Origin of the sequence: Streptacidiphilus melanogenes (assembly GCF_000787835.1) — a bacterium.
In the GTDB taxonomy this organism is placed as follows: Bacteria; Actinomycetota; Actinomycetes; order Streptomycetales; family Streptomycetaceae; genus Streptacidiphilus; species Streptacidiphilus melanogenes.
Map to the genome: position 1 here is coordinate 52,422 of NZ_BBPP01000007.1, position 26,658 is coordinate 79,079.

A 26,658-nucleotide genomic window follows, 5' to 3' on the forward strand; every position below is an offset into this window, starting at 1 on the left:
CGTCCGGTCGGCCGTCTGGCGTCTTCCGTCACCGGTCACCGGTCAGCCGGCGGCTTCGGCCGGGACGCCGATCGCCGGGGAGCTGAGCTTCCGTGCTCGACGCTGCCGCAGCGCGTGGAGGGCGAGCACGCCGAGGAAGGCGACGCCGACGAGGGTGTACAGCTCCCCCTGCAGGATCTGCGACCCGTGCCAGCCGAACTCGGCGTGGTTGTCGTAGGGGACCCACCAGATGATGCCCGAGGGCAGGGTGCCCGCCTGGGCGCCCTGGTAGCGGGGCCAGGCCGCGAAGAGCAGCAGCGCCGTGAGCGGCACGAGCCACCGAGGGTTCAGGACGCCACGGGCGCTCCGCGCGGCCCAGTCGGCGGCGACGATCAGCGCGGGCAGGATCCACACCCAGTGGTGGGACCAGGAGATGGGCGAGGCCAGCAGCCCGACGACGCCGGTGACCAGGATCGCGGGCATCTCCTCGCCGCGCCGGTGCAGGCGTGCGGCGAGCAGGAGCCCGACCACGGCGACCGTGCCGGCGACCACGAACCACACCGCCTGGACGGCCGCGCCGCCGTGCAGAGCCCGGTCGATCATGCCGTGGAGCGACTGGTTGCCGACGTACTCGACCCCACCCATCCGCGCGGAGTCGAAGAACAGCCCGCCCCAGTACTGCCGCGCCTCCGTGGGGAACAGCGCGAACGAACCGACGACGGTCAGCACGAACGTCCCGGTCGCGACCGCGGCGGCCCGCCAGCGGCGGGTGAGCAACAGGTAGGGGATGAAGACCGCCGGGACGAGCTTGAAGCCCGCCGCCAGACCGACGCCGACGCCCTTGCCGCGGAACCGGTCGGGCAGGCACAGGTCGGCGACCACGACCACCATGAGCCAGGCGTTGACCTGCCCGAAGGACAGCGTCTGCTGCACCGGCTCGGTCCCCAGCGCGATCCCACCCGCCAGCAGCGTCGCGCCGACGCGCCCCAGTGAGGCCCGGTGGCCCAGGCGCCCCAGGCACAGCCAGGCCGTCGTGAACAGCGCGAGGACCGTGCCGGCGGCCATCAGGACCTGGACGTGGACGAACTTGAGGAAGGAGGCGGCGGCGAACACCATCGCCGAGAACGGGGGATAGGTGAAGGGCAGCCGCACCCACGTGTAGCTGCCGGTGTACAGGTGGTCGCTGCTGCGCAGCGCCTTGCCGCCGTCGTAGTACACCTGCAGGTCCAGCGTGGACCCCATGCCGCTCCGGTGGCTGTCCATCCACGCCAGCCAGGCCCACAGCGCCGCGGTGGCGACGACCACACCGGGGACGATCAGCCAGGAGGGCAGGCCCCTCCGCCCGCTCTGTACACGAACGCGTTCCCGACTGACTGGCGGCTCTATGCCGGCCTCGGCGGCCATGGTCCATCCTCCTGCGTAACCGGCACCGCGCGGGGCCGTCGGCGTTCACCGGGCACTGCCGCGCCCTTGGCAGCCGCTACTGCGGGCATGTCGAAAACCGGTAGGGCTTCGGGAGGCTACCACGCCCAGTTGTGACCACCGGGTGGTTCGAATGCAACCCGGAACGGGCGAATTGCGATAAGACCGAGCGGGTTGCACACCTGGACCTTTGTCGTCCGCTTCCGCGCCGACTACTGGCATGGATCAGCGACCAGGTGCCGGTCGCGGCCCGACGGTCGGTGTTCGGGTTCGGCGACGTCATGGGAGCGATGCTCCTGCGCGGCGGCCAGGGCGACCCACCGGCGCCCACCATCGACGTTCCGCTGTTCGACCTCGACGGTTAGCCGCATCGAAGCCCGGCCCCGGCGGTCCGGGACCGGCGTCGCCGACGCGTAGTGGGCGACTTTCGGAACACTCGACCGGATCTCCGCTCAACGTCGAGGTTGGCTCGCTTGGCAGTTTGTCGTCGGCCGGTACGGCGAAGAGCACGGCCCCAGATCGACGGGGCAGTCCTGAGGGGAAACTCGCGCTTGCACCAGTCGCAGGAGAGTTGGGCTCGCACGCCGACAGCGTTGAGGCGCCTTGCTGCGGCTGTTGCCCGCTCGAACCAGGTCACCTCCAGGATCGTGGTTGGCGCGGAGCCGAGCAGTTGCTTGCTCCGCCACGCGCTCAGGCCGGTCACCGCCCGAACCGCTTGAACGGCGTCCAGCTCCTGGGGTCCGTCCTCGCCGAGCCCGACGCGGAACCCGGGATCTTCCACTGCATCCTCCAAGGATGATCTCCGGAGACCGCCACCAGGCAGTCCGGGGCCAGGCCGCGCGGACCGGGGGCGGCCAGGGATGGTCAGGATTCGCCGGCGAACCGCCAGGCCTCGATGTCGCGGTAGCGAATCACACCGGGGCCGCGGCCTATGTTGCTGCCGACCAGGTGGAGGCGTGCGGCCTGCCACCTGCGGCCGGTGAAGTCGGCGAGGCCCGCGGATGCGGACAGGATGCCGGCCTCCTGGCCGCGCTTGGCCCGGGCCAACGTCAGGTGTGGGCGCAGCGGGCGCTCCTGGAAGGAGATGCCGCAGGCTCGCACCGAGTCGCGAACTTCATCAGCGAGGCTGTGGAGGCCGTCGAGCTCCCCCTCGATCCCGGCCCACAACAGCCGTTCGTCGAAGTGGCCGCCGCCGTTCAGACGCAGGGCCAGGGAGGGGCGATCGGCGGCCAGCTGAGCGAGGGCCGGTCGCAGGAGCGGGACGGTCGTGACTGAGAGCTCGCCGAGGAACGCCAGCGTGATGTGCCAGTCCTCGATCCGGTTCCACCGGAGGTGGGAGTACTTCTCGTAGGCGGGCTGCAGGGCGGCCGCCAGCTCTTCCTTGGCGTCGTCGGGCGGGGCCAGGGCAACGAACAGGCGCACGGTCGAGGACTGGTGGGGATGATCGGTCACCAGGGCTTTCTAGCATCCCTGCTGTTCCCGCCCCGCCTGCGCCTGCGGGTCGGTCCGGGGGCGGGACGACCGATCCGGCCGTCCGACCGGTGTGCGCGCGTCGCTGCCTGGCGGAGCGGATGCCGTGCAGGACACGGTCGGCCCTGTGCAGGGGCCGCAAGACCACGGCCGACACCCCGCTGCGATTGTGGGACTGGGGCGGACCGTGGCTGGTAGGCGTGCCCGGCCTGCTTTAGCCCTGATGGAACGTCGTGACCAGCCGGTAGCGGTCGCCGCTGTGCCGGACGGTCGACAGGACGCTGGGCCATCGGCCGCGTCGGCGGCGTAGCTGGATCCACGTGGCCTTCGACAGCATGCTTGAATCGGCGGGTGATCGACTGGTCGACTCTGCAGGACGTCTACGGCGTGGCGGCTGAGATTCCCGAACTGCTGGAACGGGCGGCCGATGGTGATCAGGACGGGCGTGATGTTGGGTATTCCGCCGTTTTCGTGCACCTTACGTGACGCCCGGGGCCGCTCTCAGAGATCGCTTTCAGCGCGCGATCCGTACACGGTCGCGAGGGATGTCCAGGGAAGTCGCCGCGGGAGAGACCGCAGGCCGGCGGCATGAACAGCGGACGAGTCGGCCTGTACGCCGGGTTCTTCCGCCCCACCTTTCCGACCTGCACCGACGGGGTAGCGAACCGGTCGTGACCTGCGGGAATGGCAGTCAGAGGCAGTCAGAGGGCGTCACAGGCAGTCATGCTGCTTGGCCCCCGATTGGCCCCGCTGGCCCCCGCTTGGCCCCGGGCTGATGCTGCGAGCGCAGGCCTGCCTCCGAGCAGTGCCGGACGTACGAATGCCCCCAGGAGTGGAGTCCTGGAGGCTTCGCTGGCACCGATTGGAGGTCGGTTCCGGGCACCACCCGCGGTTTTGACGGGCCTCGGTGGTGGTGTCCACGTCCTTGCGAGACACGACCAGGATGCCATCTCCTGTCTTCCCTCGGCAGCGGTCCGAGGAAGCGGTTTCGACCCAACCCGGCGCGGGACGCCCGGGTAGCTCCGCGGCACTCGGTTTGGCGGGTCTGCCGCACGCGGCAGCGGATCTAATCCTGCTGGGTGATCTCGGTGGCCGGTACGCGACCGGCGCCTACTCCCGGCTCGCTGGCGACGGGGCGGTCCGGCCGCGGGAGCGGCGGCAGGCGGAGTCCGAGCACGGCCACCGGATCACCGCGGCGATCGCCTGCCACGTGGCCCGCGCCGGCGGGACGGTCGAGCAGCTGACCCGGCTGCTGTTGCACCCGGAACACGAGGGCGGCCGCCACGCGCAGGTGATCGCGCTGCGGTCCGGGCACGCCCGCGCCCAGGGATATGTCGAGCGCGTCTGGTCCAGCGCCACCGCCCTGGTCGAGAGCACCACGGACGTCGCATCCCGCGAGGGAGTGCACGAGGACCTGGCGCGGCTGCGGGAGTGCATCGAGACCACCGCGTGGCGCGGTGAGCGGGGCCGGACCGCGCTGCGGGTGCTGCGAGCGCACCTGAACTTCGCCCAGGCCGCCGGGGGCCGCCTGCACTTCGCGAGTGAGCGGCAGGCGGCGGAGGAGGCCGGGATCTCCCGGCAGACCCTGCGGCAGGCTTACGAGCTGGTCCTCAAGCCGGGCGGCTGGCTGCGTCGGCTTCGCGTCGGCTACGGCACCGAGGGCTCGACCTGGTACCTCGCCGACGGCCCCGCCGACCCTCAACCCGCCGCTGTGTCTCATGATCAGCCCAGTCAGTGCCCCCCCGACGGGGAGCTTGGGGAGTGGACCACCCCTGAGACGGACACCGGGGCTGACGTCGATTCCCGGGTCATCGGCCTGCTCATGGGGCACGACGCGTTCGCCCACAACGCGCTGGGTTCCTCTGCGTTGATGGTCATCGGCGCTCTGCATGCTCGCCCCGGCCAGACTCCCGGCGAGCTCACGGTCTCCGCGTCGCTGTCGCGGGCGACCGCCTACCGCACCATCGCCCGCTTGGAAGGCCACGGCCTGGTCCAGCGGTCCGGCGAGGGCTGGTCACTCACCACCCAGGCGCTGCGGGGGATCGGTAACAGCGTCCCCGAGGCTGTTACCGCCCTTGCGGTCGAGCCCGAGCCCGCCGTTGTCGGGTGGGACGTCCTCGCGGCCGCCTGCGGCACCGCCGGCATCGGGGCTGCCCGGCACGCTCTGCACGCGGCGGAACGTGCTGCCTACCGCGCCACCCTCGCGGCCCTGGAGGAGCGGCGCAGCCCCGCACGGACGGCCGTGGTCGACGGCCGAACCGTGTTGGTGCCCGGTCCTCGCGCTGACGAGATCCCCACCGGCTGGCGTGGCCCCGGCGGCACCGTTTTGGACCCGATCACCGGGCGGCCCGTGTCGGGCTGGCAGGTCGCCACCGACGGACGCCTGATCCTCCTCAGCCCTGGCGACGACCGCAGCTACGACGAACTCGTCGCCGCCCACACCACCGCCCTGCACGAATGGGAGACCGCAGCATGACCACACCCGCCCGCCCCTCCGGCTGGGGTCCTGCCCGCCAGCGACAGGCACTCGACATGGCCGCCCGCTACCGCCACGGGGCAACTGTGCGCGAGCTCGCCACCGCCACCGGCCTGTCCCCGTCCACAGTCCTGAACCGGTTGCGGATGGTCGACACCCCCATGCGCACCCAGCAGCAGACCCTAGCACTTCGCCAGGGCCCCGACCGCGCCCGCCTAGCCAACCGGCTGCGCACCACCTACCAGGGCGGCGCCACGGTCACGGCCCTCGCCGAACGGCACGGCCTGTCGGCGCGGACGGTGCGCCGGCTGCTTCGCGAGGCCGGAACCGTCCTGCGCTCCAGCGCCGAGACCCGAACACTGAACCGCGCAGGGCACGAGGCCGAGCGCCAGCAGCAGATGGATGAGCTGCGGCGCTGGTACGAGGCGGGGGTCAGCGTGCCCGCGCTGGCCGCCGTGCACGAGTGCTCACCGTCGACCGTCTACCGGCTGCTGCACCGCGCAGGCACCGTCCTGCGCCCCCACGGCCGAACCATCACCGGCCCCGCCACAGCACCACCGTGACGGGGAGTCCGATGCGGCCAATGAGCGCCGCACGCCGAACCCGCCGACAACTTCTCGCACTCAACGGAAGGACCACACCATGATCATTGCTCACATCAGCCCGCGCACCGGCGGGAAGACCACCTCCGTCGGCTGGCACAGCCACGCGCTGCAGGAGCGCGGCTACCCGGTGGCGGCGTTCGAGGCCGACTACAGCCGTCAGCTCGCCGAGTGGGATGCCTGCGCTGGCGGGTTCCCCTTCCCGGTGCTGCAGCTGGCCTCACCGCTGTTCTACAAGAACGCTCCGCAGGCCCTGCGCCCTGGTCAGATCGGCGTCGTGGACTGCGGCCACGCCGAGGACCACCGGACCATCGTCCAGTCCGTCCTGCGCATCGCCGACCTGGCCATCCTCAACACCGCGCCCACCATCGCCGACATCGACCGCATCGAGCGCTTGCCGATGGACCAACTCATCGACGACGTCGCCGTCCTACGGCCCGACGGGAAGCCGCCCGCGACGTGGGTGCTGCTCAACCGCACCGTCGCCGGGGCCAAGGCCACCAACGACCACCGCACCTACCTTCGCGACCGCGGCTGGAACGTGTTCACCACCACCATCCCCAACGCCCAGCTCTACGCCCAGTCCATGCTGCGGCCCGTCACCGCGCGCGGCTCCGCCTACGACGAACTCGTCACCGAGATGACCACCCTCGGCCTGCTGCCCCCGATCGGAGACCAGTTGTGACCCCCACCGACCGCAGCGCACCCCTGCGCGCCCGCACTACCGACGCGGCCGTCGCCGGCCAGAGCACGGCGCTGCCGATGGCGGCCACGGCCCGGCCGGCGGACCTGGTGATCACCGGCGAACTGATCCCCGCACCGGGTGACGGGCAGGGGAGCGGACCGCTCAGCGAGGTGGAACTCCACGACCTGGGCACGTGCGAGCGGGCCGTGGAGAACCTGGCCACCGCGACCTGGCTGGCGGGTAAGGCCCTGCAGACCATCCGCGATGGCAAGCTCTACCGGCAGACCCACCGCACGTTTGAGGAGTACGTCACCGAGCGCTGGGAGATCGGCGAGCGCACTGCGTACCAGATGATCGAGGAATGGCCCCTGGCCGAACGCCTCAACCAGGCCTACGGCAAGCCCGTCACTGCCTCCCACATCCGCGCCCTGCTCCCCGTCACCACCCGCTTCGGCCTGGACGACGCCGTCGAGCTCTACCAGCAACTCCGAGCCCGCGCCCAAGCGGACGGCGTGCGGCTGACAGCACAGATCACCGGCCAGATCGCCAAGGCGGTCCTCAAGCGCGCCGGCCAGCAAGCCGGAGGGATCGAATTCACACATGCAGCCCGGCAGCTGATCACCGCTCAGCCATCGCTGGCCGAAGCGGGAGCGGCGCGATCGCGGTCAGCCGTGCCGCGTGATCGGCCGGTCGTGGCACCCGCCGAACCGGACCTGCGAAATTTCGCAGGAAATCACGGGGAGGTAACGGCACTGGCGAAGGGAGGGCAGCCGGGGCCCTTGACCGTGGACGGGATCGCGACCGTTCCAGTCAGGGCGGAGACGGGGAGCCCGGTGGCGATGGATGTCGGCATGTGGACCGCAGAGCTCGGTGAAGCGCAAGGAGGGGTGCTGAGCTCGGGGATGGCCAGGACTGCGGTCGGGCTCTACCGGGACATCGTCAGCCACATCCAGGCCATCGAGCGGCTTGCAAGCTCGCCGTGTCTCGTGCCGAACGGACCGGACGAGGAGGCCGAGTTCGACCACCTCCACGTGCAGATCACCAACCGGCTCACCCAGATCCTGGACTCGCTCACCGCCGAGGGCTGAGCTCACGTTGCCGTGGTCCGCCAATCTGCGGACCACGGCGACCTTCGTTCACCAGCCTGCATCTACTCGGAGCAAGGTCATGTCGAACAAGCCCGCACTGCCAACGTCGCCCCCGGTCGGCACGAGGGCTGAGCAGTTGTCTCTGCTCTGCCCCAGGGACCCCGGCCCCGGGGCAGTTGGCGCTGTCCAACTCTCGTTGCTGGGGCAGCCAGCCGCTGTCCGGCTGCCTGCGGAGCTCTGGCGGTCCTGGCTCGACAGTCCCATCGTGGTCGCACGCTTTGAGGCCAAGCGCTACGTCCGTCGGGACAGCCGCTGCTGGCCGTGGCTCGGCGCGGTCAGCGACACCGGACACGGAAGCTTCAGAGCGGCGAGTCTCCCGGGAGTGTCCCGGCGTGGAACCGTCCCGGCGCACCTCTTCGCCTACCAACTGATCCATGGCGTCATACCGCGACTGGGCTGGTCGGAATCGGAGGACCCGGTCGTGTGCCACCGCTGCGACTCCCACGGCTGCGTCAACCCGCACCACCTACGCCTCGGCACCGCCGCCGAGAACCGAGCCGAGTGGGCACGCCGCCACCGCGACCCGTCCGGGCCACTGGCGGACGTGCGCGGCCCAGTTGGCCGAACTCGCGCCATCGCCCAAGTGGTGAGGACCGGTCTCTCGCTCGGGGAGAGCCCGGCGCTCATCGACGCGCGAATCCTGACCGTCGAACGTGAAGGTCTCCCACTCACGTTGTGGTGACCATGCGTCCATTCGGTTCCTTACGTGGAACCGGGCGAGCTGTTTCCTTCGGGCTGTCCCTGGCTCTCGGCAAGTTCCGCCAGCCCGTTTAGGGCAGCCGCGGTGAGGTCGAGAATCTGGATGAACTGCTGGTCCGGCCGGAGGTTTTCGAGGCCGGCACGGACCAGGGTGGCGTTCCAGTTCTTGCCACGCGCGTGAGCCGATCCGGTTGACCGCAGTCCTTGGAGGAGCCGCAGCGGTCCGATGAGGTTCTCGTTGTCCGAGCTGCTGGCGGTCACCCAGGCGTCCAGGCAGTTGATGCTCGCAGCCTTGGGATCCGACACGCCGGGTAGTTGCCGCAGGGCCTTGACATCGAGGTAGTCGACCACGCCCTTCGTAAGGCGCAGGATGAGGTTGTCGGCCTCACCTTGTTCGCTGGTGGTGGGCACGTGCAGGCCCTCGAAGGCGATCTGGTCCTCGGGGTTCCAGGAGTTATAGACGGGTTTGCCCAGCAGGCTGGTCATGGATGTACTGAAGCGCTCTCGGGCGGCGAAGAGTTCACGCAGCGGGTCGGGTGGGCCGTCGAACCACTCGCCGAGAATGTCGCGGCGGTACCGGACATCGTCGCGTCCTCCGCCGGGCGGGGCGTTGAAGCTGACCCAGTGGTCACGCTCTTCCGTCGGCAGGTCACGGCCGAGGTCTCCGAGATACACCTCGACCATCCCTTCAGGGTTGGTGCCGATCGCGATGCTCCAGAACCCGAGGCAGGAGAGCCGATCGTCGCTGATGCGGTACCGGGACGGCTGGGAGGTGTAGCGGTTCAGGACGGTGCGTCGGAAGTACACCCGAGTCAGGTAGTGCGGGGTTCCGCGATCAGTGAAATAGTCGCTCAGCTGGTCGGGGTCGCAGGTCGACGTGATCGGCTGACCGGAGCCCGGGTCGACTCCGATCGTGAACTCAGGGAACCGTTGCACTGACGGATGCGGGCGCGTGAGGGTCTCGGGCGCCGCGTCCAGGGGGAGGACGACTTGCTTGCCGAGAAGTCTGACGAAGCCGGGCCGGTCGGCTGAGTGGATGTCTCCGCTGTGGAAGGAGAAGTGTCGCAAGTCGGTGTGCTCGGTGGCCTCGATCTTAGGGGAGGGGACCCGGTCGAGCCGGGTGATGCGGTTCAGCTGCACCACGAGCAGCCGCTGCCGGGCGGCAAGGTAGCGGCGCAGGGGAAGAGACGCGATGTCGATCCGCAGCTCTCCGGCAGTCCGGCGTACTCGTACGAGCTCGTGATCCCGGCCAGCATCGTCGAGGTAGTACCAGGACCCGTCGCTGCGGGGGATCGCGTCGAAGTACCACAGGAACGACGGTCGGAATTCCGTCGTGGGCTCCGCCCGGCCGTGGTGATGGCGACGCTGAACGAAGAACTCCGCCCGGCTGTCGGAGTCTTCCAGTCCTTCTTCGAAGATTGCCCGCTGCTCGGGATAGGTGATGCTGATTCCGGCACTGCCGCCTGCACCGAATACGCCGGAGTAGTCCGCAAGTGCGCGCTGCCTCGCTGCGGGGGGAATCAGATAGCTGGCGATTCCCCAGTCGAGCCCCTCGGCGAGGGCTGCACCCAAGACGGTGACCCACTCGGTGGGCGTCGGGATGAGCGTCGCCAGCTCGGAGTCAGGCTTTGCTTCGTCAGGCAGTCCATCGCTGCTGCCACTGCTGTAGTTCAGCGCCACGTCCAAAGTGTAGGGAATCAAGGAAGTTCCACTTCGGCCTGTTCGGGATCACCACGTGCGCACCGCTGTGATTCCACGGGTGCGTCGACCCCGACCACCGACGTCTCGGCACCGGCGAGACCGAGCAGATCGGTCCCGCTGCCGCCGCGACGGTACTGGCCCCTTGGAGGCGCGAGCCCGCGCGAACTTCGGTGCCGACGGGACCGGCACGGGGTTCGGCGCATCGTCACTCACCTACACCGATCGAGTCTGGCCGTGCGGCCCAACTCGAAGGCCTGGCAACCACGTTGCGCGGAGTCCCATCCGGGTGAGGGCATATGGCTGTCGGCCGAAGGGCGGCCTCGGTCACGCAGGCGACCCGCCGAACATCGTGCCGCGCCGCTTCGCGAGGACCTGCTCACACTGGCTGCAGAGATCTTGAAGGGCGTTGCGCCAGAGAATCGTCCTGGTTACGAGGGAGCTGGCCCGTTGCTGCCAGTCCCCGTCGTCTGCCCACCCTCCAGGTGCACGCCAGAGGACCGGTCGTACATCCCTTTCCAACTGGCAGCCGTCCGGTGAGGCGATCTCCTCAAAGGTCACGCGCCGGGCCGTGACGTAGTCGGTGACGTCAACCTGGTTGTACATGGAAGTGAAGGCACGCACCGTTGACTGGCGTTTGACGATCTCGAACTCCAGTCGCACGAGCGGGAAGGGGTCACTGTCCGGCCAGAGGCGGTACTCGGCGGTCAGGGGCAGGACCATGGTGCTGCCCGTGTGCTCGTTGGGCTTCCAACCCAGAGCCTCCAAGGGCTCAAGTTGATCGGCGATTCTGCGAAGGGCGAGTTCCTGGTCAGCCTTCTGCGACATCTTCGCGGCGACGCGCTTCTGCGCGCGTTGTGCCGAGCCAGCGGGGACGGGCGCCGAATGCGTCGGGCCCGGTTCGTGAGGCGTCGATGCGAGGAGTGCCCGTCGAAGGGTTGGATTCCCGACGAGATCCCAGATGCCGATCTTGAGGTCGTAGCGTGCCTGGAGAAGGGAGCGGGCGGCTTCCAGGTCGGACGGGTCGCTCCATTGGCCGTCCCGGATGAGACCGGTGACGCCGAACCGTGCCTCGATCGGTACTGGACACGTGTAGCGGATCGGGTCAGGAGGTGCGGCGGGATCCCAGGGCAGTGCAGGTGTGGGCATTTCCGTGGTGTCAGGGCGGCCGGCGCGCAGCCATGCCAGATAGCCGCGGAGCAGGGATTCCGTGTGGTGGGTGTGCGGCATCACGAGGACGGTGTCTGGGGAGTAGAGGCGTCGCTCCTCGAAGGCCGTGAACACGGCGGAGGAGAGGCGGTCGCTGCCGGTGACGGTCTCGCTCGTGTCGATGACGACCGAGGCACCGATGACCTTCCCCGCTGCGGAGAGGTAGAACTCGTTGCCCTTCAGGAAGCGCCATCGGCTGCCCGGGTCACCGGGCTTGAAGCCGATAGTGCCCATGACCTCGTTGTTCCAGTTCTGGAGCCTGTGGGCGAAGGTGTACCCGTCCGGTAGAGCCTCATCCATGGAGGTGCGGATCAGCTCCAGTTCGGATGAGCCGCCTTGCAGCACCGAACGAAGCCCCGTCCTGCGCAGCGTGTCATCGGGTTGGAGCTCAACCACAGTGCGGTTGCCGAGCAGAAGGGCGAAGGCGTTGTCCCCGGCGGAGTCGAGGAGGCGACCGACTAGCGAGGACGCCGTGAGCCACCACAGTTGGGAGGTCGCGAGACTGGAGTGGGTCACGTGGGAGGCGGGATCCCCGGTCACGGGCTGGCGGGAGTCCAGAGAGGATCCGTCGTCGACGGTCATCGGGCCGCCGACCAAGATGATCGTCGGGGTGATTACGGCCGACGCCTGGTGATCGTTCATCAGCCCTCCTCGCGAAGCGAGAGGAGAGCTTCGAGCAACTCCGGTGCGTCGCCCGCCGCCAGTGCCAGGGATTCAGGGTCAGTGCCCGTCAAGCCCTCGCGTTCGATGAAGAGGCGGGCACAGGCGATCAGGACGGCGTGCGCTTCACGGCCCTGGGTGTCGAACGCGCCGCCCTGCTTGCCGACGGTACCGAGTGTTTCGAAGGAGCCCCTCGCTTCCCCGCTCCCGTCCTCGCCGCCGATCCGCAGGGCGCGTTCGCCGTCGGTGATGATGACCATCGGAGGTGGAAGCAGGTCTGCGTTCTCGGTGATGCGCCGGGCCATGTCGAGCAGGCTGGGGTCCGCCGGGATGTAGACGCGTCCGTGGTCGTCGACGTTGGCGGGGTCGGTGCGGACCACGCGGCCGACGATCTGGCGGAACGAGAGCAGGGTCAGGCGGTTGGTCAGGTAGATGACGGCGCGCAGCCGGGGGATGTCCACGCCTTCGGAGACCATGTTCACCGCCACGATCCACGGATCGTGCGCGGCGCGAAAGAGCCGGATCGCGTTCGCCGGGTCGGGGTCGTTCTCGTCGAAGAGCCTGGAGCAGGCGACGACCGGCCGGAACCCCAAGACGCGGGAGGCCATGTGGTCGGCGACGCGGGCAGCGTGGTCGCAGTCGATGCAAACGACCAGTCCGGCCGCGTCCGTGTCACCGCGGGCGCGCAGGCCGAGAAGGTACTGGTTCGCATCCTGCAGCATCTGTTCAGCGATGGATCCCTCGCCGATCCACTCGATCGCTGCGCGCAGCCGCCCCCGCTCTCGGGTCTGGGGGACCTCGGTGTCGTCGAACGTGACCGAGTGGACCTCGTTGTCGGCGGTCCGGAATGTCGTCTCGCCGCGGGCTTCAACGAACTGGACCGGTCGGCAGGCGCTGTCGGTGATGGCCCGGTCGTAGGAGTAGCGGTAGTGCGGGCGGGCGTTCCCGTGCTCGGAGGGGACGAAGGCGATGGGGTCACGGCCGGTCCGAAAGGGCGTTCCCGAGAGCGACAGGATTCCCCACGCGCCGGCAGCGAAGGCCTCCTGCGCGGATATGCCCCAGGCTGCGTTGGCTCCGGCGTGGTGGACCTCGTCGAAGATGACGAGCGTGCGGTGGCCGGGATCGGTCGCATGGGCCAGGAACATCTCCGTCACTGCGAACAGCGACTGGTAGGTGATGATTGCGCCCAGCCAGTCGTCTCCAATGGGATCCACGGGCCGCCACTCGCGCTGGGTTCGCAGAGGCAGGGTCGGCGAACTCGGCGTCGCCGACGACGCGGACCGCGACCAGCCGTCCGCAATCGCCAGCGACGGGACGACCACCAAGACGCGTGACACCTCGCCGCGGGCCACCAACTGGTAGGCCACCTCCAGGCCGAACCGCGTCTTACCCGCACCGGGACACGCTTCGACCAGGACCGGCTCGTGCCCCAGGTGGGACATCACGATCGGCATGGCCTCCGCCTGCCAAGGCCGCAACCCCGCGATCGTCGGATGGATCCGGTCAATGGCGAAGCGTGCGCTGGTGACCTGCTGCGGCGTGCTGCCCTTCCGTAGATTGCATGACCCACAGATCGCCTGAAGGTTCTCAACGCTCGTGCGCCCGCCCCGGCTCCACGGAATGATGTGGTCGCCCTGCATCAGGTCGAACGGAATCGCGCGCCGACAGATATTGCAGACGTATCCCTGCAACTGCCATGTACGCCAAGTCTCTTGACGTGTGAACGTCCTGCGCAGGTCGAGAGTCACGAACGAAGGGTAACGGGAATTTCAGCGGCGCTCGCACAGCTCCGGCCCAGACTTGTCTCGGCTCCCCGTGAACAGCCAACAGATGAACTCGGGCGCACAACGGGACCAGCCGCCCGGCTCCTCACGCCGTGGATGACCCGAAGCATCCCAGCACACACTGCTGACCAAGATCAGGGCTTCGGGGATGCCGGCCCGGAACTCCCGGACTTTAGCCAGCGGGCCTCGGAGTGGTGGCCGAGGAGTGCCTGCGCGACCGCGAGGCAGACGAGTCCGGACTCGCTGAGCAGGGGCGGGCAGCCCATCCATCGCGTCCCCCGATCTCGTCGTGGATCTTCACGTAGAGTGCGATCAAGAGGGTGTTCAGGTCGGTCGTCACAAACTGATCTTGGACACCCTCGACCCTTTCCCAGGGCGTAACTTCGGATCTACTCGTCTAGGCTCCTCACCATGGACAAGGCCGTGGTGTGTGCCGCTCTCGCTGCCTTGGCCGACGGCCCACGTCACACAGCGAAGGAAGCCCTTGAGGTGGTGCCGAACGAGGCAGGCCTCTATGCGGTCTATGGTGACCTGCTGGCGGTCGGGGAACTCGCAGCAGGAACGGTTGGCCATCCCCTCTACGTGGGTAAGGCAGAGCGCAGCTTGGTAGGACGCGACCTGCACACGCACTTTGCAACGGGCAAGACGGGCTCCTCTACCCTTCGTCGGACGCTCGCGGCGCTCCTGCGGGAGCCGCTCGAACTACGAGCAGTACCCCGCAACCTTGCTCTGCCTGACGGCAGCGCCAACTATTCCCTGGAGAACAGCGGCGACGAGCGGCTGACGGATTGGATGCACGCGAGGTTGCGGCTCGCGGTGTGGGTAAGGCCTGGGGGTATGGCCCTCGATGAGGTTGAGACTGCCGTGCTCAATGCGCTACGGCCACCCCTCAACTTGGCGAAGATGGGTGGCCTGGGTGACCGCCGAGTCAAGGCGGCTCGCGCAACGATGGCAGCGGAAGCACGGGCCTGGCGAGAGGCGTGACGGGCTGATTGGCCGGACCCGAGTTCGGCGTGGATGGTATCGAGGGATGCAGTGATCATGGGCTGGAAGACACCAGATGGCATGGATCACTCCCCGGCACAGTCTTGGAGTGCGTGGAGGCCACCGATAGCCATTCGAGCTCTGGCGCGTTCTCCGGGCACATGGCGCGGAACGTGCCGGGAGCAAGCACGGGCTGGTGGTCGGGGGTCAGGGCTGCCCGATACCGCCCATCTCCGCCGCGAATGCCACGGGATTGCTGTCGAACCCCCGGATCATCTCGTGCAGCTCCCACCCGCCGGAATCATCCCGGGTGAACTCCGCCACTGTCGCGGCGGTGGATCCAGCGACTGTCGTGAAATCGTCCGTCAGCAACTCCCTGGACTTCTCAGCGATCACCACGCCGGTATTGGGGATGTCACGGAAGACGAGAGGGCCGTCAGCTTGATGGATGGCCACTCCCACGACCACTCGCGCGTAGGAGGGGGCCAGGCGGTCGAGCTCCAGGACCATCACCTCGTCGAAGCCGAGCCCCTGGCCGGTCTTGCTGTGCCGGTTCATGTTGATGGTGCCGTCTGGCGACCGACTGTCGTAGTGAGCGACGTACACCGGCCGACCGTGGGAGGCAGTCACCGAGTAGGTCGCGGCGATGATGTCCAGATGGTGGGGAGGCTCACCCCAGGGTGCAGGGTCCCAACGGAGCTTTACTTCGACCTTCGTGAGTTCCTTGTGGACACTGCTCATCGAACCCTGTCTCCCCGAATCAGGCGAGTGCGGGAATCTCCGCATGCTCAAGTATGGTCGCTTAACAGCCTGTTGATCCCTTCATAGCGTGCTTGATCACTGTGGTGCAAGCCATGGGGTAGGCGGCCCCAGCGGCGGTCATCGCAGGTCAGCTGCTCGGCTCGGGCGGTCTCGGCCAGGTTGGAGCCCTTCCGATCTCGACAGCGGTCATGTGGGATGTGTCGCGCGGCGACGCCTTCCGCGAACGCCGACGACGGTTCGCCCGTACACGGCAACTCGTCCGCACTACTGAGGCGTCCCTGCGGCCGCGCCGGAGCCCGGCTGGGCTGGACACAAGGGAGGTGCAGCATGCCCTTCCCCTGCACTGGGCAACGTCAGGTGCCGCCGGCCAGGTTGATGGCGTGCCGGGAGTGCGACAGCACCAGCGTGACGAGGGTCGTCAGCACGAACCCGGCGACCAGGCCGGTGATCGGGCGCCCGGTCGGATTCAGGCGCCCCTCCCAGGTGGTGTCCGCGCCGGAACGGGCGCGACAACGACGAGGTGTACGTGCTGCCGGGCGACAATAGCCAGATCGCCGGCCCGGAGCTCTCCTTGGCCCGTCCGCGTGCCGACGGGTCGCGTTGGTCCATGGGCAATCGTCACCTTCACAGAGCTCTGTTCGTGGCGTCAGGAGCTGGTTACAGGAACGGGCCGCGACTTCGTCGTCCGGGGTAACACGTCCTCCCTAGCTTGCGGTCACCGGTCGGCGTCGGGCTGCCGGGTGGAGGGAGGACCCCCATGGCGACAGAGATCACCGCGGCCACGCCGGGACCGGCGGCGCTACAGGCATCCGAGGACGAGCTTCTGCAGCGTCGGCCGCACCGGTGGATCGACCGGTGGCAGCCGGAGGACGAGCAGTTCTGGGAGACCGTCGGCGCCCGGACCGCGCGCCGCAACCTGGTCTTCTCGATCCTGTCCGAGCACATCGGATTCTCGGTGTGGACCATCTGGTCGGTCCTGGTGCTCTTCATGCCCGCAACCAAGTACGGATTCAGCGTCAGCGACAAGTTCCTGCTCACCACCACGCCGGCGGCGCTGGGCTCGCTGGTGCGCGTGCCCTACACCTTCGCAATCGCGAAGTTCGGGGGCCGCAACTGGACTGTGATCTCGGCGCTGCTCCTGCTGATCCCCTCCGTGCTGGCGCTGGTCGTGCTGAAGCCCGGGGTGTCGCTGAGCACCCTGCTCGTGGTCACCGGGCTCGCGGGCGTCGGCGGCGGCAACTTCGCCTCCTCGATGGCCAACATCAACAACTTCTACCCGCAGCGACTCAAGGGGCGCGCCCTGGGGTTGAACGCGGGAGGCGGCAACATCGGCGTCGCCACCGTGCAGATCGTGGGCGCGGTGATCATCGCGGCCTTCGGCGCGGCGACCGATCCGCGCGTGCTGCTGGCCATCTACATCCCGCTGGTCGTCGTGGTCGCGGCGACGGCCTGGACCCGCATGGACAACCTCACCGAGGCGACCAACGACTCCGGCGCGCTGCGCGAGGTCGCCCGCTACCGGCACACCTGGATCATCTCCTTCCTCTACATCGGTACCTTCGGGTCGTTCATCGGGTTCGGGTTCGCGTTCGGCCAGGTGCTGGCGGCCTCCCATGTCGCGCACCCGGTCTACGTGGTGTGGTTGGGCGCCTTCGTGGGCTCGCTGATCCGCCCGCTCGGCGGCATGCTGGCCGACCGCTTCCGCGGCTCGACGGTGAGCCTGTGGAACTTCGTCGCCATGACGCTGACGTCCGGCGTCGTGCTGGCGGCCTCGCACTCGGGTTCGGTGGCTCTGTACGTGGCCGCGTTCACCGTTCTGTTCGCGCTGACGGGTGTGGGGAACGGGTCGGTGTACAAGATGATCCCGGCGATCTTCCACGCCCGCAGTGCCGTACGGATCGCGGCGGGCGCGGATCTGGAGCAGGAGGCCTTCCAGGCCCGCAGGCTCTCCAGCGCCCTGGTCGGCCTCGCCGGAGCCGTCGGCGCGTTCGGCGGCGTGCTGGTGCAGATCGCGTTCCGCCAGTCGTTCCTGACCCTGGGCAATGGCGACGCTGCCTACCTGGCCTTCATCGCCTTCTACGCCCTGTGCGCCGCGGTGACCTGGGCCGTGTACGTCCGCCCGTCTCGGCGTGGTCTTGACGGAGTCTGAGCAGCAGCCGAGAGGCCGCGGCCGATCGGTGAGGTCAGCATTGCCGGGCTCGACGGGCAGAGAGGTGCGAGCGGGATTCGCTCGCAGGTCCACGAATTGACGGCGGCGCGTTCGGCGGCCCGTGGTGCGCTGCACCGCGTGCCGCCTCACGTCGTACCCCCGGTGGATGCCTGGGATGGGAGTGGGCCTTCCGCCCGCCGCGGGAACCCCGGCACCCGGGCCGCGGCTCAGGCTGTGGCCGCCGACGGGGTTGCCGCGCCGGGCGGCGGAGCCGACGGGGACTCGGCAAAGCGCCTGCGGGCGAGCCGGCCCGCGGTCCGCGTGCCGCATTGTGGGCACTCGACCGCGCCTTCGGCGCTGAACGGTGGCAGGGCTGGCAGGTCGTTCCACCAGTAGTAGTCGCGGGTGTCCCCGTCGGGTTCCTCGCAGTACCTCACCCCATACTCGCGGAACCAGCGGGCGGAGCAGCTTGGGCAGATGAATTCCACCAGGTCAGAGCCGGTTTTGATGTTCATCACCGTCACGCCTTTCTCCACCCCTTCCACCATTATTGCACTGGGCAAAGGTTTCGGTCGATGGTGGATTTCAACCGCCGCCCCGGTGGGCGAGGCGCGCGAGGTAGGCGTTGTAGGCGGTGAGTTCGGCGTCGTTGTCCCGGTCGGCCTGGCGGTCTTTGCGGGCCGCGGTGCGCCGGTCGGAGGCGGACCACTGCGCGAGCAGGGCGAGGAGCACGAGCACGGTGGGGATCTCGCTGAAGCCCCAAGCGATGCTGCCCGCCGTGCTCTGGTCGCCGAGCGCGGTCAGGTGCCAGTTGGCGGGCGGGTCGGCGAAGTAGCGGACGATGAGGCCGTGGGACATCATCACGGCGATGCCGAAGAAGGCGTGGAAAGGCATGCCGATGAAGAGCTCCAGCATCCGCAGGACGTGGGAGGGGCGGCGCGGGGCGGGGTCGACGCCCATGATGGGCCAGAAGAAGAGCAGGCCGACGCCGAGGAAGTGCGCGAGCATCCATTCGTGGCCGAGCCAGGAGCCCATGGCGAGGTCGAACAGGGGGGTGAAGTAGAGCGCGTAAAGGCTCGCGATGAACAGCGGGAGTGTGTAGAACGGCGAGGAGACGATGCGGGTGAAGCGGCTGTGGAGCAGCCAGGTGAGCAGTTCCCGCGGTCCGGTCCTGCCGCGGGCGGCGGTGGGCAGGGCGCGGAGGGCCAGGGTGATCGGGGCGCCGAGCAGCAGCAGGATCGGCGAGAGCATGGACAGCACCATGTGCTGGACCATGTGGACGCTGAGCAGCTCCATGCCGTAGCCGCCGATGCCGGTGCAGGTGACCAGGGCAACGGTGGCGACGCCGGTGGTGAACGCGACCACGCGATGCCAGGGCCAGCCGTCGCCGCGGCGGTGCAGCCGCCACACGGCGCCCCAGTACAGTGCGAGGACGAGCAGGCAGGCGAGCGGTTCGACGGGCAGTGGCTGGGGGTGCCAGTCAAGTAGTCGGGCCAGGCTGGGCGGGTCGATGGGCGTCCACATGGGGCCGCTCATGGCGGGATGCGTGCCGTGGCCCATGCCTGGCATGCCCGGCATGGCGTTCATAGCGAGCATCGAGGGCGTCGGGATGGTGGGAGTGAGGGCGGTCAAGGTGCGGATTTCCTCTTGAGGGGGAGCGGGGTGGGTGGTCGGCTCTCCGGGCCCGTCCGGCGCGTTCCTCTTGGGCGGCTGCCAGGGAACGAGAAACCGGATGCCGGGCTCACGGGGCGGTGCTCGGGTCGGCCCCGCGGGCGTTGAGGAGCCGTCCGTTGTTCTGGCTGCCGTCGCGATCAAGGATCCGGCGGTGCCACATCGCGCTGCCTGGCGCGGGTTGGTTCCGGCGCATGCTCCGGCCTGCGCAGTCGTGGCCCGGATGGCGTGTCTTGCGTCGGGGCAGATGGCGAGGGAGAGGGCATGTCGGTGCGGGCCCTCGTTGGCCCGCACCGACATGACGGCCAGTCAGAGCAGGGTGCTCCAGTAGTACCAGAAGCGGTTGAGGACCAGGAGCGCGATGGTCAGGTAGCAGGCGAAGGGGACGAGCCAGTACCAGCCCGCCACCGCTTCCAGGCGGTCCCGCGCGTGTTCGGGGAGCGGGATGGCGCGCGTGCGCAGGTTGTGCACGGTGGTGTACCAGAACAGCAGGATCGTGGTGGCCCACACGACCATGCACCAGGGGCAGACCGCGCCTATGCGGTACAGGGTCTGGTCGATCAGCCAGGAGATCATTCCGACCCCGAACAGGGTGCCGGTGTTCAGGCCGAGCCAGAACCAGCGCGGGAGGCGCGCTCCGGTCAGGGTGATCACGCCGACCGTGACGACGACGGCGAAGGCAGCGAGTCCGATGAGCGGGTTCGGGAAGCCGAACGCGGAAGCCTGCCAACTGTGCATGACCGAGCCGCAGCTGATGACGGGGTTGATGTTGCAGCTCGGGACGTAGTTCGGGTTCTCCAGGATCTTGATCTTGTCCAGGGTGAGCTGGATCGCGGCGCCCAAGGCGATCGCGCCGGCGATCACGAGCAGCCAGGCGTAGCCCCGGCCCGCTCCCACACGGGAGTCCGGCTCGGCCGAGGGCGCCCCGGCGGCGCGGGCCTTGGCTGCGAGGTCGGTGGTCGTCGAGGGATTGGTTCCGTCCATGAGGGCGCGGCTCACTTTCCTGCGACGGTCTGCTGGACCAGGGCGGCGTACTGGGTGGGCGTGATGGCGTTGCCCTGCGCGTCGAAGACGTTCAGCTGCGTGCCGTCGAGTTTGAGTGTCGGGGTGCCCTGGATGCCGCTGGCGTTGAAGGCGTCGGAGACCTTGCCCGCCCAGGGGGCGTAGACGCGGTCCTGCACGTCCTTGGTGAACTTCGGGGTGACCAGGCCGGGCACCTTCTTCGCCAGGTCGAGCAGGGTGTTCAGGTTGCCGAAGCCGTCGGTCTGCTCGGAGGGCTGGTTGGCGTACAGGACGTCGTGGAACGCCTTGAACTTGGCCGTGCCGCCGTCTGCCAGCGCGGCGCCGGCGACCTGCAGGGCGTCCATGGAGCCGGTGCCGCCCAGGTTCCGGTCAAGGAAGGTCGCCAGGTGGTACTGGATCTTGTAGGTGCCGCTGTCGGCGAGCTGCTGGATGGTGGGGCCGTCGGCCTTCTCCAGCTTGTCGCAGATCGGGCAGCGGAAGTCCTCCCACACGTCCAGGGTGTGCTTGGCGTTCGGGTTCCCGTACACGATGACCGTGCCGTTGGTGCCGCTCGCGTTCGCCGGGACGACCAGCGGTCCGCTCGCCGCGCCCGGGGTGCTCGTGCTCGCGGTGCCGATCGCCACGGCTATGCCCGCCGTGACGGCGAGGACCGCGGCGACGGCCGCGCCGATCTTCGCTGTGCGGCGTCGCGCCTGGATCTGCTTCTGGCGGGCGCGCTGCTGGGCGAGCCGCTCACGCGCCGAGGCGCGGGCTTCCCGCTTCGTGGGCCGGGCGGACGTGCCGGCGCTGTTAGCGGCGCCCGGGATGGTGTTCTTGCTCAAGGCTGTCCTCACGGAGGTGAAAAGAGGCAGGAAGGTGAGGAGAAGAGCCCGCGAACGGCATGCCTGCACGCCTTGCGGCGCACGGGAGTACCCCGCAGCCAGGCGTGATCAGGAAGAAGGAGGGTGCTGCCGGTCAGCGGGCCCCGGCGAGAACCGGAGGGCCGCGGCGCGAAACGGCGTCCAGCAGCGCATCCTGTGGGCCGCGAAGCGGCTCGGGCGCCGCGGGCGGTGCCCACGAAGGCGCGACCGGGAGCGCGACCGGGGTCATAAGCCACACCAGCAGCACGCTCACACCCGGCCACGAGACCACGGCGGCGATGCGCAGCACCGCGAACAAGGCCGCCTCGCCGCGCCGCAGCCACCAGGCCGCGACGAGCGCCAGCGCGAGGTGCACGGCGAGGAGCAGCAGCGCCGCGCCGCCCGTCAGCGAGACCAGCGCATGCGGCGCCCGCTCGGTCAGCCCCAACAGCCCGGGGCGGATCGAGCCCCCGCCACAGGCCAGCACGCTCCACCCCGACACGGCACCCGCCCCGCCGGAGCCGGTCGGGCAACTGTTCTGGCCCACGTTGAACAACGCGTTGAGCGCCACCTGGAGCGGGACCATCACGGCCACGATCGCCCAGTACCGGCGCTCCGCAGCGAAAAGGATCAAAGCGACGCCGAGGCTGAAACCAAAGGCCAGACCCGCGATGTCCAGCGGCACCGGCTGTCCTGTCACCACCAAACGGGCGCTGGTGGACAGCAGGACGGACAGCGCGGCGAACACCGCCGCGCGCACGAGCCGTATGCCCAAGCCGTCCATCGCCCGGAGTATCGCAGGCGCGCCAGAGGGGTCGGCAGGGGCCGAAGGTCCCCGACCGGGCTGGTTCTCGGGGCGGCTCATGCGGTAGCCGTGATCAGCTCGACATCGGCGAGCAGGGAGGCCGCAGGCAGCGGTTCGACGCTGCCGACGCGCAGCCCGCAATGGCCGAGCGCCCCCAGCAATGGATCTTTGTCTGCTGATCGCCGCTGCCATCGGGCCTCGGCGATCAGCAGCACCGCGCCAGGCGCCGCGACGCGTGCGATCTCGGTCGCCGCGCGCGCAGGGTCGCTCCAGTGGTGGGCCGACAGCGTGCTGAGGACGAGGTCGAAGGCCCCGTTGTGGAAGGGCAGTTGCTCCGCACAGCTCACCGCGACGAAGGCGGGCGCCGCAGATCCGCGCGGCGTCGGCAGTGCTTCGCGGGTCCACACCGCCATGGAGAAGGAGGGATCGACGCCGACAAGGCCCGCATGGGGCAAGACCGTGGCGATCTGGCGGAGCAACAGCCCGGTTCCGCAGCCGATGTCGAGGACCCAGCGGGCGTGCGGGGCCACACGGCGGGCCTGCCGCACCACCGCGGCGTGCGCCGGACGGTAGAGCACGTCCTGGAGCTGGCTGCGGTCGTAGAACGCGGCCCAGCGATCGAACACGCCCCTTGCGGCATCGGACGGCGCCGGCTGCCAGGCGAGGTGGTGCCGGTGGGAAGCCACGGGTTCCTCCTCCTTCCGGCAGCTGGGCCTGTTCAGGACTTCGGGCGCGGCAGGCCCGTCCGCGAAGCGTTGCGCACGGCAGTGCCACGACACCAAGGTATTGCACCATGCAAAGATTGCATAGTCTCGATAGTGCGGGCTGCTGATGACCGCCGGTGGAGCTGGTGGTTTACAGTCTGGATTGCATCCTGCAAAGATTGCACTGTCTCAAGAGTTCGACGATGCGTGCGGAGGGTGGATGGCCAGCAGGGTCCGTCCGTCGGCGGGGCCGACGGGGTGGCGGCGTGCGCTGTTCCGGGCACCGGTGAAGCTGTACCGGTGGCACCTGGGCTGGCTGCTCGGGTCCCGGTTCTGCCTGCTCACGCACACCGGCCGCAGCAGCGGGCTGCCACGACAGACGGTGCTGGAGGTGGCCGGGCGCGATCCGGAGACGGGGGCGATCCTCGTCGCCTCGGGATTCGGGCAGGCGTCACAGTGGTACCGCAACATCTGCCACGACGCCCGCGTCCACGTGCGGGTCGGCCGCCGCAGCAGTGAGGCCCTGGCCCGGCCGTTCACGCCGGACGAGTCGGGGCGGGCGATGGCCCTGTACGCGTCGCGCCACCCGCGCGCCGCGCTGCAGCTGCTGCGCTTGTGCGGCCTGGAGGCACAGGCGACCGCGGAGGAGTTCTATCAGGTCGGCCACGACTTCATCCCCTTCGTGGCGCTGACGCCGACTGGATCGTCGCTGGTATGAGACGGCGGCGGCCTGCGGGCCGCCGCGCAAGTGAGCCGCCTGCGGCGGTGCGGCGGCTCGCGGCCGCGCGTGGTTCGGCCGTCCACCCGAAAGGCGGCCGGCCACCCGCGGCCCGGGGCCGCGCGGGCCATCCCGACCTGCGCGGCCCCGCGCTGTTCCCGGGACGCTCTGGCCCCATCGCTCGGGCACGGGAATCGTCCAGGGTGATCGCGACCCCGCATGCGAAGACCGCCCTCGGCGTGAAGTGGCGCCGTCGCGACACGCCGCCCGCTCGGCGGTTCGCCACCATGCGGGGCCGGGAGCTGGGGTGATGCCCAGTCGGCGGAATTCACCCTGCCAAATTCATTGCACCGTGCAAACCTTGCATGAGGATGGCGTTGTGTGGCAGCGCGGGCGGACCGGCCGACGGCGTGTCATGCCCGAACGCCGGTATCGAAGTCAGGAGCATCATGGCCCATTTCTCCCGCCGGGGCGTGGTGGCCGCAGCTGCTGCCGCAGCCTCGGCCCTGGTCTCCGGATGTGGTGGCACGACTGTGACGCCCCCTCCGGTGCGGCGCGGTACCCCCGGCGTCGACGCTCAAGGCAGGAGGCCCGCCCGACCGCTGACGTTGATCGGTGACGGTTCGATGGCGGACACGGGTCCCCAGCCGTTCCAGCCGGTGCCGCAGAGGCTGGAGCCGGGCCGGCGGCCGCCGCAGTTCGTGGTCTTCTCCTGGGACGGGGCCGGCGAGGACAGCAAGAAGCTGTTCTCGCACTTCCGCGCCGTCGCACAGGAGGTCAAGGCGACGATGTCGTTCTTCCTCTCCGGCATCTACGTCCTGCCCGAGGGCAAGAAGGACCTCTATCTGCCGCCGGGCCACCGACCGGGCGCCTCGGACATCGGCTACCTCGCCGACGACCATGTGCGGGCGACGCTGGAGCAGGTGCGCCTGGCCTGGCTGGAGGGCCACGAGATCGGCACGCACTTCAACGGCCACTTCTGCAGCCCCAGCACCGGGGTGGGGACCTGGACGTCCGCGCAGTGGCGTAGCGAACTGGAGCAGGCGATCGGCTTCGTGGAGAAGTGGAAGACCAACACCGGCTACACCGATCTCGCCCCGGTGCCGTTCGACTACCGCAAGGAGCTGATCGGCGGCCGCACGCCCTGCCTGCTCGGCCAGGACCAACTGCTGCCGACCGCGGCTGCAATGGGGTGGAAGTACGACGCCAGCTCCCCGGGCGGCCTGCAGATGTGGCCGGGCAAGAAGCTCGGCCTGTGGGACTTCCCCCTGCAGTCCATCCCCTTCCCCGGACACAGCTTCCAGGTGCTCTCGATGGACTACAACATGCTCGCCAACCAGACCGGCGGCACCCCGCACGGCGACCCGGCCAAGCGCCCCTACTGGCAGCAGCAGTCCTACCTGTCCTACATGGCGGGCTTCAACCGCGCCTACACCACCAACCGGGCCCCGTTCTTCATCGGCAACCACTTCGAGTCCTGGAACGGCGGCATCTACATGAAGTCCGTCGAACAAGCCCTACGCGACATCGCCGCCAAGCCCGACGTCCGCCTGGTCTCCTTCCGCCAGCTCGTCGCCTGGCTGGAGGCCCAGGACCCAGCCGTCCTCGCGAAGCTGCGCACGCTGGCCCCCGGCCAGGCGCCGGGAGACTGGCGGGACTACACCGGCGGCGCGCCGACGACTCCCACCTCCGCCGTGGCGCCCGCGCGAACGTGAACTTCCGGCCCGTCGCCGCCAGTCCTACCAGCCGAGCAGATCGAGCTGGCGCTGGACCGCGTCCGGCTCCTGGCTCGCCTCGGTGAAGGCGCGCAGGGCGTAGACCAGGCCGGTTCGCTGCTCGGCCGGCATCTGGCCGATGATCGCTGCGATGTCGGCGCGACGGCGCTCGGTGGCCTCGATCACGGTGTCGGCGCCCTTGTCGGTCAGCTCGATGGCGACTTCGCGCCGGTCCTGCGCGTTGGTCTCGCGCACGATCATGCCGGCGGCGATGAGGCGGTCGATCATCCGCATGGCGGTGGACGGGTTGACCGCGAGCTGCTCCGCGAGCCGGGACAGGTTCATCGCGCCGCGGGAGTGGAGCAGCACGAGCATGCGGAACTGAGGCAGGGTCAGCGTCTCGGCGACCGTCCCCAGGGAGCGTGCGGAGATCGACACCAGGACCCGGGAGGCGGTCAGGACGGCGGTCACCAGGTCCTCCTCCTCGATGGTGGGAGCGGGGACCTTGGCGCGTGGGGAGCGGCGATCGTCGGGCATACGTCCTTTCTACCTTCTTCGCGCTCGTTCGTGGGGTCAGGGGGTGGGGATGACGGCGACCGGGCAGCGGGCGTTCAGGATGACGCCCTGGCTGACCGAGCCGAGCCGGCCCAGCGGACCGGTGGGATGACCGTGCCGTCCGACCACGACGAGGCGGGCCTGCCGCGACAGGCGCACCAGGGCTCGGATGGCGCCCGAGTGGACGGTCTCGGGGTGCAGGTCCACCTCTGGGTAGCGGGCCTTCCAGGAAGCGAGGATCCGGTACAGGCGCATGTCCTGCTCGGCCGTGACGCGGCCCTCGTCCGGGAGCCTGAAGGCGCCGTCGGAGCCGCCGGTCGGCGACTGGTGCCAGGCGTGCACGACCCCCAGCGGGGCGTCCTCGCGCACGGCCGACTCGAATGCGAAGGCCACCAGGTCACGGGCTGGCTCGCGGCCGTCGATGCCGAGTACTACCGGCCCGTCCCCGCGCACCGAGAGGCCCGCGTAGGGGTCCTCGGGGACCACCACGACCGGGCAGCCGGCCGTCGCGGCCACGTGCAGGCTGGCCGAGCCGAGCACGCGCTCCGGGAAACGGTGCGCGCGCGTAGCGCCGACGACAAGAAGCTGCACGCCGTCCCACGGCCGCTCCAAGGCCTGGCGGGCGTCGGCGTCCACCACCTCGCAGGTCACCGCCAGGCCGGGGTGTGACAACTCGGTGAGCTGCGCGGCCTCCTCCAGCAGCTTGCGGGCACTCGCCTTCAGGAAACCGTCCCGCAGCAGGTCGGGATCGTGGTGCGCGGCCCCCGTCCAGCCAGTGACCAGCCGCAGGGGCGCGCTGCGCGCCAATGCCTCCTGGGCTGCCCAGTCCAGGGCTCGGCTCGGCCCGGCCGGGTAGTCGACGCCGACCGCAACGGCGGGAACGGCAATGGTCATGGCGAGC

General features: G+C 69.4%; 24 protein-coding genes and 1 pseudogene. 10 read left to right on the forward strand and 15 right to left on the reverse strand.

What is annotated here, in order from left to right:
* Positions 1-42: 42 nt before the first annotated feature.
* Complete coding sequence (locus tag TR49_RS10095) at positions 43-1,284, reverse strand: glycosyltransferase 87 family protein (protein WP_052434162.1); 1,242 nt, start codon at positions 1,282-1,284, stop codon at positions 43-45.
* Positions 1,285-1,514: 230 nt separating this feature from the next.
* On the opposite strand from TR49_RS10095, the gene TR49_RS42600 reads away from it, so the two are divergent.
* Positions 1,515-1,766, forward strand: coding sequence for a hypothetical protein (locus tag TR49_RS42600; RefSeq protein ID WP_152627168.1), 252 nt, complete (start codon positions 1,515-1,517; stop codon positions 1,764-1,766).
* Positions 1,767-2,265: 499 nt separating this feature from the next.
* Here the strand turns inward: TR49_RS42600 and thpR are convergent, their stop codons facing one another.
* Positions 2,266-2,853: an RNA 2',3'-cyclic phosphodiesterase gene (gene thpR / locus TR49_RS10100; protein ID WP_042379768.1), complete on the reverse strand. Its 588-nt coding sequence runs from the start codon at positions 2,851-2,853 to the stop codon at positions 2,266-2,268.
* A gap of 369 nt (positions 2,854-3,222) precedes the next feature.
* On the opposite strand from thpR, the gene TR49_RS46360 reads away from it, so the two are divergent.
* The 5 genes from TR49_RS46360 to TR49_RS10120 all read left to right on the forward strand — a co-directional run bounded on the left by TR49_RS46360 (position 3,223) and on the right by TR49_RS10120 (position 7,722).
* Positions 3,223-3,357, forward strand: coding sequence for a hypothetical protein (locus TR49_RS46360; protein WP_268874064.1), 135 nt, complete (start codon positions 3,223-3,225; stop codon positions 3,355-3,357).
* A gap of 550 nt (positions 3,358-3,907) precedes the next feature.
* The gene (locus tag TR49_RS10105) at positions 3,908-5,347 is read left to right on the forward strand and encodes a helix-turn-helix domain-containing protein (protein WP_236653297.1); all 1,440 of its coding nucleotides are present in this window, start codon (positions 3,908-3,910) and stop codon (positions 5,345-5,347) included.
* Positions 5,344-5,910: a helix-turn-helix domain-containing protein gene (locus TR49_RS10110; protein WP_236653298.1), complete on the forward strand. Its 567-nt coding sequence runs from the start codon at positions 5,344-5,346 to the stop codon at positions 5,908-5,910. The genes TR49_RS10105 and TR49_RS10110 overlap by 4 nt, the downstream gene beginning before the upstream one ends.
* A gap of 79 nt (positions 5,911-5,989) precedes the next feature.
* Positions 5,990-6,634, forward strand: coding sequence for a P-loop NTPase family protein (locus TR49_RS10115; protein ID WP_042379772.1), 645 nt, complete (start codon positions 5,990-5,992; stop codon positions 6,632-6,634).
* Positions 6,635-6,804: 170 nt separating this feature from the next.
* Positions 6,805-7,722, forward strand: coding sequence for a hypothetical protein (locus tag TR49_RS10120; RefSeq protein ID WP_160311566.1), 918 nt, complete (start codon positions 6,805-6,807; stop codon positions 7,720-7,722).
* A gap of 762 nt (positions 7,723-8,484) precedes the next feature.
* On the opposite strand, the gene TR49_RS10130 is transcribed toward TR49_RS10120, so the two are convergent.
* The 4 genes and pseudogenes from TR49_RS10130 to TR49_RS47000 form a co-directional block, all read right to left on the reverse strand.
* Positions 8,485-10,161: a hypothetical protein gene (locus TR49_RS10130; protein ID WP_042380150.1), complete on the reverse strand. Its 1,677-nt coding sequence runs from the start codon at positions 10,159-10,161 to the stop codon at positions 8,485-8,487.
* 345 nt (positions 10,162-10,506) lie between these two features.
* Positions 10,507-12,030 (reverse strand): hypothetical protein, encoded by a 1,524-nt coding sequence (locus TR49_RS10135; protein ID WP_042379779.1) that lies wholly within the window; start codon positions 12,028-12,030, stop codon positions 10,507-10,509.
* Positions 12,030-13,796, reverse strand: a complete 1,767-nt coding sequence (locus TR49_RS10140) for a DEAD/DEAH box helicase family protein (protein WP_152627170.1) — start codon at positions 13,794-13,796, stop codon at positions 12,030-12,032. Before TR49_RS10140 ends, TR49_RS10135 begins: the two co-directional genes overlap by 1 nt.
* A 206-nt stretch (positions 13,797-14,002) precedes the next feature.
* A pseudogene (locus TR49_RS47000) lies at positions 14,003-14,172 on the reverse strand (IS982 family transposase); the annotation flags it as partial.
* A 71-nt stretch (positions 14,173-14,243) separates the two neighbouring features.
* Between TR49_RS47000 and TR49_RS42610 the strand changes: the two are divergent.
* Positions 14,244-14,816: a GIY-YIG nuclease family protein gene (locus tag TR49_RS42610; protein ID WP_152627171.1), complete on the forward strand. Its 573-nt coding sequence runs from the start codon at positions 14,244-14,246 to the stop codon at positions 14,814-14,816.
* 207 nt (positions 14,817-15,023) lie between these two features.
* Here the strand turns inward: TR49_RS42610 and TR49_RS10145 are convergent, their stop codons facing one another.
* Positions 15,024-15,602 (reverse strand): TerD family protein, encoded by a 579-nt coding sequence (locus TR49_RS10145; protein ID WP_268874065.1) that lies wholly within the window; start codon positions 15,600-15,602, stop codon positions 15,024-15,026.
* Between the two features lie 745 nt (positions 15,603-16,347).
* Here TR49_RS10145 and TR49_RS10150 point away from each other — a divergent pair.
* Positions 16,348-17,727 carry an MFS transporter gene (locus TR49_RS10150; RefSeq protein ID WP_439654094.1) on the forward strand — a complete coding sequence of 460 codons (1,380 nt, stop codon included), beginning with the start codon at positions 16,348-16,350 and terminating at the stop codon, positions 17,725-17,727.
* Positions 17,728-17,954: 227 nt separating this feature from the next.
* On the opposite strand, the gene TR49_RS10155 is transcribed toward TR49_RS10150, so the two are convergent.
* The 6 genes from TR49_RS10155 to TR49_RS39810 all read right to left on the reverse strand — a co-directional run bounded on the left by TR49_RS10155 (position 17,955) and on the right by TR49_RS39810 (position 22,751).
* Entirely contained in the window at positions 17,955-18,251 is a 297-nt protein-coding gene (locus TR49_RS10155) for a hypothetical protein (protein WP_152627172.1), read from the reverse strand.
* A gap of 61 nt (positions 18,252-18,312) precedes the next feature.
* Positions 18,313-19,296 (reverse strand): cytochrome c oxidase assembly protein, encoded by a 984-nt coding sequence (locus TR49_RS10160; protein WP_042380154.1) that lies wholly within the window; start codon positions 19,294-19,296, stop codon positions 18,313-18,315.
* Between the two features lie 411 nt (positions 19,297-19,707).
* Positions 19,708-20,382, reverse strand: a complete 675-nt coding sequence (locus TR49_RS10165) for a vitamin K epoxide reductase family protein (RefSeq protein ID WP_042379794.1) — start codon at positions 20,380-20,382, stop codon at positions 19,708-19,710.
* Between the two features lie 11 nt (positions 20,383-20,393).
* Positions 20,394-21,242: a DsbA family protein gene (locus TR49_RS10170; protein ID WP_052434164.1), complete on the reverse strand. Its 849-nt coding sequence runs from the start codon at positions 21,240-21,242 to the stop codon at positions 20,394-20,396.
* Positions 21,243-21,375: 133 nt separating this feature from the next.
* Positions 21,376-22,044, reverse strand: a complete 669-nt coding sequence (locus TR49_RS10175; protein WP_052434165.1) for a hypothetical protein — start codon at positions 22,042-22,044, stop codon at positions 21,376-21,378.
* Positions 22,045-22,121: 77 nt separating this feature from the next.
* Complete coding sequence (locus TR49_RS39810) at positions 22,122-22,751, reverse strand: class I SAM-dependent methyltransferase (protein ID WP_052434166.1); 630 nt, start codon at positions 22,749-22,751, stop codon at positions 22,122-22,124.
* A 238-nt stretch (positions 22,752-22,989) separates the two neighbouring features.
* On the opposite strand from TR49_RS39810, the gene TR49_RS10185 reads away from it, so the two are divergent.
* Positions 22,990-23,487, forward strand: coding sequence for a nitroreductase family deazaflavin-dependent oxidoreductase (locus TR49_RS10185; RefSeq protein ID WP_042379797.1), 498 nt, complete (start codon positions 22,990-22,992; stop codon positions 23,485-23,487).
* Between the two features lie 449 nt (positions 23,488-23,936).
* Positions 23,937-25,202, forward strand: coding sequence for a polysaccharide deacetylase family protein (locus TR49_RS10190; RefSeq protein ID WP_042379800.1), 1,266 nt, complete (start codon positions 23,937-23,939; stop codon positions 25,200-25,202).
* A 24-nt stretch (positions 25,203-25,226) separates the two neighbouring features.
* On the opposite strand, the gene TR49_RS10195 is transcribed toward TR49_RS10190, so the two are convergent.
* Complete coding sequence (locus TR49_RS10195; protein WP_042379803.1) at positions 25,227-25,739, reverse strand: MarR family winged helix-turn-helix transcriptional regulator; 513 nt, start codon at positions 25,737-25,739, stop codon at positions 25,227-25,229.
* Positions 25,740-25,775: 36 nt separating this feature from the next.
* Positions 25,776-26,658 (reverse strand): universal stress protein (locus TR49_RS10200; protein ID WP_236653299.1); only part of this gene is annotated, 883 nt, incomplete at its 5' end.